General features: G+C 69.2%; 13 protein-coding genes. 12 read left to right on the plus strand and 1 reads right to left on the minus strand.

From position 1 onward, the window contains the following. The 8 genes from TW83_RS15495 to TW83_RS15530 all read left to right on the plus strand — a co-directional run. A partial coding sequence (locus TW83_RS15495; protein ID WP_045983680.1) for a biotin-dependent carboxyltransferase family protein occupies positions 1–720 on the plus strand: 720 nt, incomplete at its 5' end. Continuing rightward, entirely contained in the window at positions 710–2,461 is a 1,752-nt protein-coding gene (locus TW83_RS15500; protein WP_239441395.1) for a biotin carboxylase N-terminal domain-containing protein, read from the plus strand. The genes TW83_RS15495 and TW83_RS15500, both read left to right, overlap by 11 nt. A gap of 76 nt (positions 2,462–2,537) precedes the next feature. After that, a complete protein-coding gene (locus tag TW83_RS15505) occupies positions 2,538–2,762 on the plus strand; it encodes a hypothetical protein (RefSeq protein ID WP_045983681.1) in 225 nt (74 codons plus the stop codon). Between the two features lie 84 nt (positions 2,763–2,846). Further along, complete coding sequence (treZ, locus tag TW83_RS15510; RefSeq protein ID WP_045983682.1) at positions 2,847–4,529, plus strand: malto-oligosyltrehalose trehalohydrolase; 1,683 nt, start codon at positions 2,847–2,849, stop codon at positions 4,527–4,529. Beyond that, positions 4,526–6,769, plus strand: a complete 2,244-nt coding sequence (treY, locus tag TW83_RS15515) for a malto-oligosyltrehalose synthase (RefSeq protein ID WP_045983683.1) — start codon at positions 4,526–4,528, stop codon at positions 6,767–6,769. Before treZ ends, treY begins: the two co-directional genes overlap by 4 nt. A 137-nt stretch (positions 6,770–6,906) precedes the next feature. Then, on the plus strand, positions 6,907–8,064 hold the full coding sequence (locus TW83_RS15520; protein WP_052714933.1) for a sugar phosphate nucleotidyltransferase: 1,158 nt from the start codon (positions 6,907–6,909) through the stop codon (positions 8,062–8,064). After that, positions 8,057–10,099, plus strand: a complete 2,043-nt coding sequence (gene glgX, locus TW83_RS15525) for a glycogen debranching protein GlgX (RefSeq protein WP_045983684.1) — start codon at positions 8,057–8,059, stop codon at positions 10,097–10,099. The genes TW83_RS15520 and glgX overlap by 8 nt, the downstream gene beginning before the upstream one ends. 39 nt (positions 10,100–10,138) lie before the next feature. Further along, entirely contained in the window at positions 10,139–10,381 is a 243-nt protein-coding gene (locus tag TW83_RS15530; protein ID WP_045983704.1) for a DUF2934 domain-containing protein, read from the plus strand. A 91-nt stretch (positions 10,382–10,472) separates the two neighbouring features. On the opposite strand, the gene TW83_RS15535 is transcribed toward TW83_RS15530, so the two are convergent. Continuing rightward, the gene (locus TW83_RS15535; RefSeq protein WP_045983685.1) at positions 10,473–10,679 is read right to left on the minus strand and encodes a hypothetical protein; all 207 of its coding nucleotides are present in this window, start codon (positions 10,677–10,679) and stop codon (positions 10,473–10,475) included. Positions 10,680–10,787: 108 nt separating this feature from the next. On the opposite strand from TW83_RS15535, the gene TW83_RS15540 reads away from it, so the two are divergent. The 4 genes from TW83_RS15540 to TW83_RS15555 all read left to right on the plus strand — a co-directional run bounded on the left by TW83_RS15540 (position 10,788) and on the right by TW83_RS15555 (position 13,879). Then, positions 10,788–11,345: a sigma-70 family RNA polymerase sigma factor gene (locus tag TW83_RS15540; protein WP_045983686.1), complete on the plus strand. Its 558-nt coding sequence runs from the start codon at positions 10,788–10,790 to the stop codon at positions 11,343–11,345. Beyond that, a complete protein-coding gene (locus TW83_RS15545; RefSeq protein ID WP_052714935.1) occupies positions 11,342–11,662 on the plus strand; it encodes a hypothetical protein in 321 nt (106 codons plus the stop codon). Before TW83_RS15540 ends, TW83_RS15545 begins: the two co-directional genes overlap by 4 nt. Before the next feature lie 114 nt (positions 11,663–11,776). After that, complete coding sequence (locus TW83_RS19490; RefSeq protein WP_052714936.1) at positions 11,777–12,799, plus strand: Hint domain-containing protein; 1,023 nt, start codon at positions 11,777–11,779, stop codon at positions 12,797–12,799. A gap of 66 nt (positions 12,800–12,865) precedes the next feature. Beyond that, positions 12,866–13,879 (plus strand): GSU2403 family nucleotidyltransferase fold protein, encoded by a 1,014-nt coding sequence (locus tag TW83_RS15555; RefSeq protein WP_045983687.1) that lies wholly within the window; start codon positions 12,866–12,868, stop codon positions 13,877–13,879. Positions 13,880–13,883: the final 4 nt, after the last annotated feature.

The raw sequence follows: 13,883 nt of genomic DNA on the forward strand, positions 1-13,883 counted from the left end.
CTTGGCCCCGTCCGCCTGCGGGCGGAGGTGGCGATGACCCTGGCCCTGACGGGTGCCGCGACGGCCCGCGTGGGCGCGCAGGCGCAGCCCGTGGCCTTCGCGCTGGATGCGGGGGACGAGGTGACCATCGACCCGCCCGCCCGCGGCATGCGCAGCTATCTGGCGATCCGGGGCGGGTTCGACGTGGCCCCGGTGCTGGGCTCCTGTGCCACGGATACGCTGGCGCAGATCGGGCCCGTGCCGCTGATGGCGGGCGATGCGCTGGCCCCGGCGCGCCGCGCGGCGGGGGCGGTGACCGATCCCGGCCCCGGTCCGGACCTGCCGCAAGCAGGGGCGGTCGTCACCCTGCCCGTGACGTTGGGCCCGCGCACCGACTGGTTCGATGAGGCGACCGTCCAGCGGTTCCTGGCGCAGGAGTGGACGGTCACGCCGCAATCCTCGCGCGTGGGCATCCGCCTGTCGGGCGAGGCGCTGACCCGCGAGGACGCGCGCGAGCTGCCAAGCGAGGGCACCGCGACCGGCGCCATCCAGGTACCCCATTCCGGCCATCCCGTGCTGTTTCTGGCCGACCATCCGCTGACCGGCGGCTATCCGGTCATCGCGACGCTGCACCCTGCGGCGCTGGACCTGGCGGGACAGCTGCCGCCCGGCACGCGCATCCGCTTTGCCGCCGACGCCCCTTTTGCCGATATCGACCCGGAGGCCTCCGATGTTTCGTGACACCCCCCTGACCCCGATCCGCCGCATCCTGATCGCCAACCGCGGAGAGATCGCCCTGCGCGTCATCCGCGCCTGCGCCGACGAGGGCATCGAATCGGTGGCGATCTATGCCGATCCGGACCGCGACGCGCCCTTCGTGCGGGCGGCCGATCAGGCCTGGGCGCTGGAGGGGCATCGCCCCGCCGACACCTATCTGGACGCGGCCAAGGTGCTGGCCATCGCCGCGCGCGCTGAGGTCGATGCGATCCATCCCGGCTATGGCTTCCTGTCGGAAAACGCCGATTTCGCCCGCGCGGTGCAGGATGCGGGCATCCTGTGGATCGGCCCCGACCCCGACGTGATCGACGCGCTTGGCGACAAGATCCGCGCGCGCGAGATCGCCCAGGCCGTGGGCGCGCCCCTGGTCGCGGGCAGCCCCGGTCCCATCGCCAGCGGGGCCGAGGCGCTGGCCTTCGCCCGCGAGCACGGCCTGCCGCTGGCGATCAAGGCGGCCTTCGGCGGCGGCGGTCGCGGCATGCGCGTGGCCCGCGACCTGGCCGAGGTCGAGGAGCTGTTCGACGCCGCCACCCGCGAGGCGGTCACCGCTTTCGGTCGCGGCGAATGCTATGTCGAGCAGTTCCTGGACCGCCCCCGCCATATCGAGGCGCAGGTGCTGGCCGACCGGCACGGCACGGTCAAGGTGCTGGGCACCCGCGACTGTTCGCTGCAGCGCCGCAACCAGAAGCTGGTCGAGGAGGCCCCCGCCCCCTTCCTGACCGACGATCAGCGCGCCCGCATCCATGACAGCGCCCGCGCCATCTGCGCCCATGCGGGCTACAGCGGCGCGGGCACGGTCGAGTTCCTGCTGTCGGCCAACGGCACGATCAGCTTCCTGGAGGTGAACACCCGCCTGCAGGTCGAACACCCGGTGACCGAGGAGACGACCGGCATCGACATCGTCCGCGCGATGATCCGCGTGGCCCAAGGCGCACGCCTGACTGATGAGAGCGTCCCCGAACCCACCGGCCACGCGATCGAGTTCCGCATCAATGCCGAGGACCCGGGCCGGGGCTTTCTGCCGACCCCCGGGCCGATCACGCTGTGGTCCGCGCCCGGCGGCATCGGCGTCCGGCTGGACAGCGGGGTCGAGCAGGGCGGCGAGGTCGCGGGCCAGTTCGATTCGATGATGGCCAAGCTGATCGTGACCGGCCCCGACCGCGCGACCGCCATCGCCCGCGCCCGCCGCGCGCTGCGCGAGTTCCGCATCGAGGGCGTGGCGTCCGTCCTGCCCTTTCACCGCGCTGTGCTGGAGGCGCCGGAGTTCACGGATGATTTCGCGGTCCACACGCGCTGGATCGAGACGGATTTCGCCGACCGCCTGGCCGCCGCGGTCCAGCCCGCCGACCGTGTGACCCCCGTCCCGGACCAGCCCATGCTGCGCCTGTCGATCGAGATCGACGGCAGGCGTCATGACCTGGCGCTGCCCCAGGGGGTGCTGGCCGCGGCCGCCCCTGCGGCGCCGCAGGAGGCCGTGGCCGATCCCGGCTGCATCGGCGCGCCGGTTGCGGGCACGCTGTCCTTGTGGCAGGCGGCCGACGGGGCGCAGGTCCAGGCCGGAGAGGTGATCGCCGTGATCGAGGCCATGAAGATGGAGACCAGCATCGAGGCCCCGCATGCCGGTCGCCTGACCCGCCTTGCGGCAGAGGGCGCGACCCTGGCGCATGGGGCGCCGCTGGCCCGGATCGACCCCGGCGAGGGATGACCCCATAGGGCTATTCCCGGGGTGGGTATCTGTGATATTCTGCACGTTGTGAATGTCACCCTTGTCCGAGGTCCCGATGAAAGAGCCGACCGCCCATGCCCGGCCGGGCCCCCTGGCCGTTCAGGCACGGGCCGAATTCACGTTGGACATGCTGCGCAACCTTGTCGTGGTCTTCGAGGCCGCCGCCGAGGATCGCAGCGTGCTGGTCGAGATGGGTGACCGCGGGGTCTGGGCCGTCACCCATGACGGCCACCGCCTGTTCATTGGTCAGACGGCCGCGCCACCGCCGTTGGATGCCTGATCCGATTGCTTTTTGTCAGAATGCGGGAACGCCTTCGCATCCCGGTCATTGACCCCCGCAGCCACTGTCGGAGGGACCGGGACGATGCGACACCTTTGGGGACCGGTGCGGGATGACGACGGCTTGACCTTCCGCCTGTGGGCGCCGCGCGCGCAACAGGTCGACCTGGTGGTCGACGGGCAGGCGCAGCCCATGCACAAGGGCGATCTGGACATCTGGCAGGCCCGCAGCCATGCCACCCCCGGCGCCCGCTATCTGTTCCGCGTGGACGGCACCGAAATGCCCGACCCGGCCAGCCGGCTGCAGGCGGGGGGCGTGAACGACGCATCCGTGGTGACCGACCCGCCGATGCCGCAGGAATGGGCAGGACGCCCCTGGTCCGAGGCGGTCATCTATCAGCTGCATGTCGGCTGCTTCACCCCCGAGGGCACGTTCTCTGCCGCCGTCGACCGGCTGCCGGGACTGGCGGCGCTTGGCTTCACCGCGATCCAGCTGCTGCCCGTGGGCCAGTTTCCCGGCAACCGGGGCTGGGGCTATGACGGCGTGCTGCCCTATGCCCCGCATCCGGCCTATGGCAGTCCGGGCGATCTGCGCCGGCTGATCCGCGCCGCGCATGATTGCGGGATGATGGTGATCCTGGACCTGGTGATGAACCATTTCGGCCCGGACGGCGCGTGGATCCACCACGCGGCGCCGGACTTCTTCGACCCCGACCGGCATACGCCCTGGGGCGCGGCGATCGATTTCTCGCGTCCGCAGGTCTGCGATTTCTGGATCGGCTGCGCGATGCACTGGCTGCGGGACTATGGCTTCGACGGGTTCCGGCTGGACGCGGTGCACCAGATCACCGGGCCGGGTTCGGCCGAGTTCATGAAGGACCTGGCCGCCGAGATCGCCACCCTGACCCCCCGCCGCCACCTGATCACCGAGGACGAGCGCAACATCCCCGACCTGCGCGAGGTGGGCTATGACGCCAGCTGGAACGATGATTTCCATCACGCGGTCCATGTCGCGCTGACCGGGGAATCGGACAGCTATTACGCCAGCTTTGCGGTCGACCCGATCGCCGACCTGACGCTGGCCCTGTCGCGCGGCCACATCGAGGAGGGCCAGCCGCGCGAAGGCCTGGACCATCCGCGCGGCGCGCCCTGCGGTCACCTGCCGCCGACGGCCTTCGTGAACGCGATCCAGACGCATGACCAGATCGGCAACCGCGCCTTGGGAGAGCGCCTGCTGACCTTGGCCAGGCCCGAGGCCGTCCGCGTCGCCTATGCGCTGCTGCTGATCGCGCCCTATGTGCCGATGGTCTTCATGGGAGAGGAGCGCGGAGAGACCGCGCCGTTCCAGTTCTTTGCCGATTATTCGGGCGATCTGGGAGAGGCCGTCCGCAAGGGCCGCGCATCCGAGTTTCCGGGCATCGCCAGTCTGGGCGACGGCGTGCCGGACCCGATCGACCCCGCGACCATGGAGCGGTCGCGCCTTGGCTGGCGCGACGATGCCGACGCCCGCGACTGGATGGACCTGACCCGCCGGGCTCTGGCGTTCCGCGCGGCCCATGTCGTGCCGCTGCTGAACAGTGGCAAGCCCGAGGCCAGCGTCACCCGCGAGGGGCCGGGCCTGATCCGCGCCCTGTGGCAGTTCCCCGGCGGCGGCCTTGCGCTGTCGCTGGCCCTGGGCCAGCCTGACCCGACACCGTTGCCCGATGCCGACCTGTCCGTGGGACAGCCCGGCGATCTCTTTTCCCTGACCGTGAAAGCCTTGTCATGATTCCGCGTATTCCGACTGCCACCTGCCGCATCCAGCTGCGCGAGGGGGTGGATTTCGCGGCCCTGACCGCACGCCTGGACCAGATCGCCGATCTGGGCGTGTCCCACCTGTACCTGTCGCCGATCTTCGCCGCGACCGAGGGGTCGACCCACGGCTATGACATCACCGATCCGACCCGGATCGACGATAGCCTGGGCGGGGCAGAGGGGTTTGCCGCGCTGGCCGAACAGGCCAAGGCGCGCGACCTGGGGATCATCTTGGACATCGTGCCGAACCACACCGCGTTTTCCGTGCAGAATCCGTGGCTGGCCGACGTGCTGACGCATGGCCGGTCCAGCCCGCGCGCCCGGCATTTCGACATCGACTGGCAGGCGGGCCCGCTGGTCCTGCCCTGGCTGCCCGCCCCGTTCGAGCAGATGCTGACCGAGGGCGCGTTCCGTGTCCGCGACGGCCAGTGGATGTTCGGCGATCTGGCGCTGCCGCTGGCGCCCGGCACGAATGCCACCGACGATCTGCGGGCCCTGCACGAGGCGCAGCACTGGCGGCTGGTCCATCACGTGCTGGAGCGGGACGGCATCACGCATCGGCGGTTCTTCAACGTCACCGACCTGATCGGCATGCGGGTCGAGGACCCGTCGGTGTTCGAGGACACCCACGCGCTGATCCTGGAGCTGGTGCGCAGCGGTCAGGTTCAAGGTCTGCGGGTCGACCATGTCGACGGGCTGGCCGATCCTGCGGACTATCTGGACAGGCTGGCGGCGGCGTTGCCCGACACGCCGATCTGGATCGAGAAGATCCTGACGGGCGACGAACCGCTGCCCGATGCCTGGGCGACCGAGGGCACGACCGGCTATGAAGCCGGGCGCCTGATCACCCGCATGCTGACGCCCGCCGCGGGGCTGGGGCGTCTGGATGATGCCTGGCATGACGCCATCGGCCCGACGCCGTCCTTTGCCGACACTCTGACGCAGGCCAAGCACGAGATCCTGGACAACGAGCTGGCCGCCGAGCGGATGCAGCTGTCGCGCATGGCGGCCCATGCGCTGGCGCCGGTCTCGGAGGTCGAACCCGGCCCCGAGGCCCTGCGCGAGGCGGTGACCGCGCTGCTGATCGCCACGCCGCGCTATCGCACCTATGTCACCGCACGGGGCGCAGGCGCCGATGATCGCGCGCTGATCGAGCAGGTGGCCGAGGAGGCCGCCAAGGGGTTGCGCAGCGACCTTGTGGTGCGACAGCTGGCCGGGGTCTGGGCCGAGCCGTCCACGCCCGCGCAGCAGGCCTTCGTCACGCGGTTGCAGCAGGTCTCGGGCGCGCTGCTGGCCAAGGCGCAGGAGGACACGGCCGGCTTCCGCTGGACCCGCTATCTGCCCGCAAACGAGGTCGGCGCCGAACCCGACGAGGCGACCATCACCGGGCCCGAGGCGACCGAGGCCATGGCCCGCCGCCGCGTGGGCGACATGGTTCTGACCTCGTCCCATGACAGCAAGCGGTCCGAGGATGCCCGTGCGCGCCTGATCGCCGCAAGCCACTTGCCGGAGGATCTCACGGCGCTGGATCAGGCCGCGGCCCGGATGCCGCAGGCGAAGGGCGTGGACCCGCGCTGGCGGTGGTACATGGTGCAGACCGCCCTGGCCCTGCACGGGGCCGAGGATGCGGGCGAACGCGTCAACACCCATGTCGAGAAGGCCCTGCGCGAGGCCAAGCAGGAAAGCTACTGGACCAACCCCGACGAGGCGGTCGAGGGGCGCATCGCCGATCTGGGCCGCGCCCTGCTGGAGGAGTGGGACCGCGATGCGCCCGCCGCCCTGACGCGGCTGCTGGAACGGGGACAGGCGCTGATCCTGGCGCAGCTGATGTTCAAGATAGTCATGCCGGGCTTTCCCGACGTCTATCAGGGCACGCAGGGCCTGTTCCTGGCACTGACCGACCCGGACAACCGCCGCCCCGTGCCGTGGGATGCATTGGCCGCGGGCGATCAGGGAGACGACATCGGCGCCGTCAAGGCCCGCTGGACCCATTGCCTGTTGGCGTTGCGGGCGCAGATGGCCGACCTGCTGCACGATGCCGACACGCGGGTCCAGATCGACAATGCGGGCATCGGCCTGACCCGCCGCGCGGGCAAGCGTCAGCTGATCGCCCGCCTGGATCTGCCCGGCGGGGCGGCACCGGCCGACGACGGTGCCGCAATTCTGGACTGGCATGGGCCCGACGGCTGCCGGGTGCATCTGAGAGAGGCATGACCCCCTTTCGCCCGATTGATATTTGACGCGCGTGGGAACAACCGGAGGGCATGGCGGTTCGACAGGTGACGCGCCACAAGCCCTCCTCCATCGGGCAGCATGGCGGGATGAAACCCTAGCCTGCAAGAGATGTCGCCATGTCAGAATACATGCCCGCCGTGCCGCGCCTGGCCACCCCCGTCACCCGTCCTGCGCCCGTCCCCGTCACCGGGGTCGCGACCCTTCTGCTGGCGGGGGGAAAGGGCACGCGCCTGCATGAACTGACCGCCCGCGACAGCAAGCCTGCCGTGCCCTTTGCGGGCGCGAACCGCATCATCGACTTTGCAATGGCGAATGCCGTGCGCTCCGGCCTGCCGCGGATGCTGGTCGCCACGCAATACGCGCCGCACAGCCTGCATCACCACCTGCCGACACGGTGGGGCCATCGTTTCCCCCAGGCCGGCTTGGCCCTGCGCGATGGTCAGGACCGGTTCATGGGCACCGCCGACGCCGCGCGCCAGACCTGGGACGCGCTGGAGGCGATGGGTGGCGATCAGGTCCTGATCCTGGCGGCCGACCATGTCTATGACATGAACTATGCCGATCTGCTGGCGGCGCATCGCGTATCGGGGGCGGCGGTGACCGTGGCCGTCGACACGGTACCCCGGGCCGAGGCGCGCGGCTTTGGCGTCATGCAGGCCGACGCGCAGGGTCGCATCCTGTCGTTCCTGGAAAAGCCCGCCGATCCCCCCGGCATGATCGATCAGCCCGATCGGGCTATGGTGTCGATGGGCATCTATGTCTTCGACCGCCGCTGGCTGCAGGAGGCACTGTTCGACCGTCCGGTCGAGGCGATGGATTTCGGCCATGACGTGATCCCCGATGCCGTGGCGCAGGGCGTGGCCGGCGTGTGGCGGATGCCCGCCGGGCCGTCGGGCCGCGGCTATTGGCGCGACGTGGGCACGCTGGACGCACTGCGTCGCGCGCAGCTGGATTTCGTGTCGGCCGAGCCCGCGCGCCTGCCTTTCGCCAGCCCGGCATCCGACTGGTACCTGGGACGCGGCAGCATCGCCATGCCGGGCGCCGTGGTGCCCGAAAGCGCCCGCCTGACCTGCACGCTGGTCGCCCCCGGAACGCAGGTCCCCCCGGGACTGGTCACCGGAGAGAATGCGACCGAGGACGCCCGCTGGTTCACCCGCACCCCGGCGGGAACCGTCCTGATCACGCAAACGATGCTGGACCGCCGTGCCGCGCACGCGCATATCCGTCGTTCCGTCACCCCACCCCCTTCCAACCGCCGAGGACTTCATGCGTGATCTGACCACCCCTCCTATCTTTGATGCCACCCAGGCCCGTTCCGACATCCTGGGCGCCGAGTTCATGGGCGAGGGGACGAATTTCGCGCTGTATTCCGACCACGCGACCAAGGTCGAGCTGTGCCTGTTCGACGACGAGGGCCAGGAGGAACTGTACCGCTTGCCCTTGCCGGACATGGAGGGGGGCATCTGGTTCGGATACCTGCCCGACATCATGCCGGGCCAGGTCTATGGCTATCGCGTGCACGGTCCCTACGAGCCCGAGAACGGCCACCGCTTCAACCCCAACAAGCTGCTCTTGGACCCCTATGCCCGCGAGTTGCGTGGTGAGATCATCTGGGACGATGCGCTGCATGGCTATACGATCGGCGAGGACGACCTGTCCTTTGACGAACGCGACAGCGCGCCCTTCATGCCCAAAGGCGTGGTCGTGGACAGCCGGTTTGACTGGGATACCGAACGCGCGCTGCGCACGCCTTGGGCGGACACGGTCATCTATGAGGCCCATGTCAAGGGCGTGACCAAGCGCCATCCCGACGTGCCCGAGGACCTGCAGGGCACGTTCCGCGGCCTGGCGACCGAGCCGGTGATCAGCCACCTGCAAAAGATCGGCGTCACCGCGATCGAGCTGCTGCCGATCCATGCCTTCGCCAACGACCGCTATCTGGTCGAGAAGGATCTGTCGAACTACTGGGGCTATTCGACCCTGTCGTTCTTCGCGCCTCATACGCCTTATCTGAAGACGGGCCAGATCCGCGAGGTCAAGGAGGCGATCCGCAAGTTCCACAAGGCCGGGATAGAGGTCATCCTGGACGTGGTCTTCAACCACACCTGCGAAGGGTCCGAGCTGGGCCAGACGCTGTCCTTCCGCGGCATCGACAATGCCAGCTACTATCTGCTGTCCGAGGACAAGCGCCACAGCTTCGACACCACCGGTACCGGCAACACGCTGAACGTCGCGCATCCGATGGTGCTGCGCATGGTGATGGATTCGCTGCGCTACTGGGTGCAGGTGATGCATGTCGACGGGTTCCGGTTCGACCTGGCATCGACCCTTGGCCGCGAATCCGAAGGGTTCGAGCGTGACGGGTCGTTCTTCAATGCCATCCGCCAGGACCCGGTCCTGTCCGGCATCAAGCTGATCGCCGAACCCTGGGACATCGGCGAGGGCGGCTATCAGGTCGGCGGATACCGCTGGCCGTTCCGCGAGTGGAACGACAAGTTCCGCGACGACACCCGCGCCTTCTGGCGCCGCGATTCCGGCCAGCTGGGCGTCATCGCCGAGCGTCTGGTCGGATCGCCGGTGCAGTTCAACCACAGCCATCGTCCAGCCACCAGTTCGGTGAACTTCGTCGCGGCGCATGACGGGTTCACCCTGTGGGACACGGTCAGCTATTCCGACAAGCACAATGACGCCAATGGCGAGGACGGGCGCGACGGGCACGACCACAACCTGTCCGACAACCTGGGCGCCGAGGGGCCGACGGACGATGCGGGCATCGACACCGCCCGCGTTCGCCGTGTGCGCGGCATGCTGGCCACCATCTTCCTGTCGCAGGGCGTGCCGATGATCCTGGCCGGGGACGAGATGGGCAATTCCCAGGACGGCAACAACAATGCCTATTGCCAGGACAACGAGATCAGCTGGCTGGATTGGGACGGCGCGCGCGCCGACATCCGCGATGCCGTGGCGGCGCTGACCGCGTTCCGCAAGGACAGCGGTCTGGCACAGACGCATTTCAGCGGACCCGAAGGCCAGCCCGTCGCCCGCTGGTTCCACCCGCGCGGCGATGCGATGACCGACGCGGACTGGTCGGAAGGAGAGTTGCGGATCCTGGGCCTGATGCTGCAGCCCACTGACGCGCCCGAGATCCTGATCATCGTGAATGCGGGCGATGATGGCGAATTCGCCCTGCCCGAAGGCGACTGGACGCTGCGCATCGACACGGCGCGCGACGACGTCGCCTGCATGGATACCGTTTCAGGGGTTCTGCCCCTGGGATGGCAAAGCGTGGTGGCCCTGACCCGTGCGTGAGGACCGCCCCGACCCGAAGTCTCATCAATGGAGGACATGATGACCGATCTGGACAAAGACGACCTGATCCGCGCCCGCGCCCATCAGATCTGGGAAAACGAGGGCTGCCCCGAGGGCCAGGAGGCCGACCACTGGGCCCGCGCCACCGCCGAGATCGAGGCCGGTGCAGGACAGCCTGACGCCGCGCAATCCGCAGCCGATGCTGGTGAGCGCGCCGAGGAGGAGGGCAACGTCCCCTCGGCCGTCGCCGGACCCGCGGCGCGTCGTCGCGCGGCCCGCTGACCGCCGCAGGTATGACGTGAAAATAGGGCCGCGGCGCTGAAACCTTCGGCGCCGCGGCCCGTATCTTTCTGCAGGGCCCGAACGGTTCGGGTCAGGCCGCGATGGCGGATCGGGAACGCATGACGCGGGCGACGGCCAGCATCGACATCACCGCGCCGGCCAGCGTGGACAGCAGAAGGATCATCAGCAGCGCCTGCACCGCCGTGACGTGCAGCAATGATACCGCCGCCACCGCCGCGATCAGGGGGATATGGATTCCGGCAAAGACGATCAGCATGATCTTGGTCCTGATGCTCATCTCGGCAGTACCCTCCGGCTGTTTTGAATCAAATGATCGACAACTTGAAATTGTGGTCCAGTCTGGAACTATGCAGCACGACCATCAAAAATCAAGACTGTACGGTTCATGACGGATCACGACGACAACGTTCGGATGCTTGTGGCCATCGCGGCCGGGTCGCGGGCGGACTTTGCCGACTTCTATCGCACGAATTGCGACATGGTGTTCGCAATTCTGCTGCGGATGCTGCGCGACCGCACCGATGCCGAGGATCTGCTGCAGGAGGTGTTCGTGCGCGTCTGGACGCGGGCCGGTCGCTATGACCCCCGGCTGTCGAATCCGCGGACCTGGCTTGTGGCGATCACCCGCAACGCGGCCATCGACCGGCTGCGGTCGCGGCAGGTGCGCCCGGTCACCCAGCCCGTCGATCCGGGCCTGCCCGGTCCCGGCCCGGGCCCCGAGGCGCAGGCGATCGCCGCCGATCAGCGGACGCGGCTGGACGGTTGCCTGGATGAACTGGACGCAGACAAGGCGCAGGCCGTGCGCCGGGCCTATCTTGACGGCTGGAGCTATGAGGAGCTGGCCCGCGATGCGGACGTTCCCCTGAACACGATGAAGACCTGGCTGCGGCGATCGCTGCAGCGTCTGCGCGCCTGCATGGATCAATTCACGGACCCCGAATGACCGACCCCTCGACCGACGACATCATGGCTGCGGAATACGCCATCGGCCTGCTGGACCCGGAACAGCGGGCCCTGGCGGATCGGCGTCTGGCCCGCGACCCGGTCTGGGCGGGACTGGTCGCCGCCTGGCAGATGCGCCTGTCGCCCCTGAACGGGCAGTTCGGATCGGTGCCGGCGCCCAATGTGCTGCCGCTGATCCAGCGGCGGCTGTTCGGACCGCCGGTCCGCCGATCGCCCCTGTCCGGCGTGCCGGTCCCTGTGATCGTCGGTGTGGTGCTGGCCGCCAAGGCGCTGGTGCTGTGGATGCTGCTGGGGTGACAGGCCATCGCACGGCCATGTGCATAACGCGCAAGTATTCCCGTCCAAGGTGAAACAAACGGTACTGTGGGTGCGTATCTTCCGGATGCACGACCCATGCGCCGGAGCCTCGTCATGTCGCACGCCCAGGACGTCTGTTTGCACGACTATGCCGGGCCTGTCCTGGCGGGACAGCTGTTGGACGGGCGACAGGTCCTGCGGCTGGACACGTTCGGCCCGCGGCGTTCCGGGGCGGCGCTGGACGACGGGCTGCCGCTGGACATCGGGCGGATCGTGCATCCCGAACCTGACCGTCCAGCCGTGGTTCTGGGGTCGGGCACGGTCACGCCGGCCTTCGCGGCCGGAACCGCCGTGGTCCCGTTGGGCAGCCCGCGCACGGCGGTCCTGTTGCTGGACGGGGGTGGGGGCCTGGTGTTCCTCTATCCCGACGGTGCGCCGGACCTGCCGGGGGCCACGCGGCTGATCGCCGAGGTGCGGCGCCTGCCCCACGCCTTTGCCGCCGGGGTGATGTGCTTTGCCCGCGACACGATGATCCGCACCGCCGGGGGCGACATGCCGGTCCAGATGCTGCGCCCCGGCATGGCGGTCCAGACCCGCGATGCGGGCCTGCAGCGGATCGCATGGATCGGCACCCGTACCCTTGGCCCCGCCCGGCTGCACGCGGAACCCGACCGGCGTCCGATCCTGATCCGGCGCGATGCGCTTGGCCCCGGCATCCCGGCCCGCGACCTGGTCGTGTCCCCCCAGCACCGCCTTCTGGTCGGGTCGCGCATCGCCCGGCGGATGTTCGACGAACCCGAGGTGCTGGTCGCGGCACAGCACCTGACCTCTATCCCCGGGGTGGGTCCGGCGCCGTGGCAGGGGGGCGTGACCTATCTGCATTTCGTCTGCGAGGAGCACCAGCTTGTCCTCGCCGAAGGCGCCTGCGCCGAGACGCTGCACACCAGCCCCGACGCGCTGAAGACCCTGTCCGAGACCGCCCGGCGCGAGGTGCTGGCCCTGTTCCCCGATCTGGGGCTGATGACGGGTGCCGCCGACGGTCCGACCCGGCCGGCGGCGCGTCGGATGCTGAACGGGGCCGAGGGGCGCCAGCTGGCCCGCCGCCATGCGGTCAACCAAGTCATGACCCAGGGCTGATGATGTTCAACAGTCTTGCCATCTGTTGAACATGATTGTATTCAACAGATATCACAACTGTTGTACATGATGCCCCGATTCCATTCTGCCTTGGCCCATGCCGCCTATCACGACCTGCTGCGCGCCTTGCGCGACGAGGGGCTGCGTGATCTGCGTGGCGCGCCTACCCTGGTCGAACGCAACGGGCGGGGCTACTGGTACGACAGCTTTCGCGTCGGCACCCAGGTCCGCAAGCGCTATTTGGGAGAGGACGGCCCGGACATGGCCGCCCGCATGCAGGCGCTGCGCGACGATCGGGTGCCTGCCGAACAGCGCCGTCGCGATCGCGCCCGGCTGGTGCGCCTGCTGCGGGCCGAGGGGTTTCTGGGCCTGGACCCGACCAGCGGCAGTCTGATGGCGGCGCTGTCGGGGGCGGGGGTGTTCCGCCTTGGCGGCACGGTCGTCGGCACCCACGCCTTTCGCCTGTACGAGGGGGAACTGAACCTGGTCCTGTCGCTGGAACAGACCGCGCAGACAGACGATCTGGACATCGCCAGCTTTGAGCGCCTGTCCCTGGCGCTGGAGGATGCGGCGGCGCCCCCGGTCACGCAGGTCCTGGCCGATTTCGACTTTGCCCCGGCGCCAAGCCTACAGCCGGGCCGCGCCTGGCGCTGGCGGCAGACGCAGGGAAATGCGCTGGTCGAATTCCTGACCCCGGCCTTTGGCGAGGAGGGGCTGCGCGACCTGCCCGCGCTTGGGGTGCAGGCGCAGGCGCTGCACCATCTGAACTATCTGATCGCGGATCCGATCCCCGCGGCCATCCCCTATCGCAGCGGCGTGCTGGTCCAGGTGCCGCGCCCGGAACGGTTCGCCATCCACAAGCTGATCGTGGCAGACCGCCGTCGCGCCGATGACCGCCTGAAATCCGCCAAGGACCGCGCTCAGGCCGCGTTCCTGATCGACGCGCTGGCCCGCGACCGCCCCGACGATCTGGCCGAGGCGCATGAGGACGCCCTGTCGCGCGGCCCGCGGTGGCGCGACCGCATCGCGGCCAGCCTGTCGCGCATGCCCCAGACCGCCGCCCTGCTGGCGGCGCTGTAGACGG

This window comes from Paracoccus sp. S4493, assembly GCF_000967735.1.
GTDB classification, from domain to species: domain Bacteria; phylum Pseudomonadota; class Alphaproteobacteria; order Rhodobacterales; family Rhodobacteraceae; genus Paracoccus; species Paracoccus marcusii.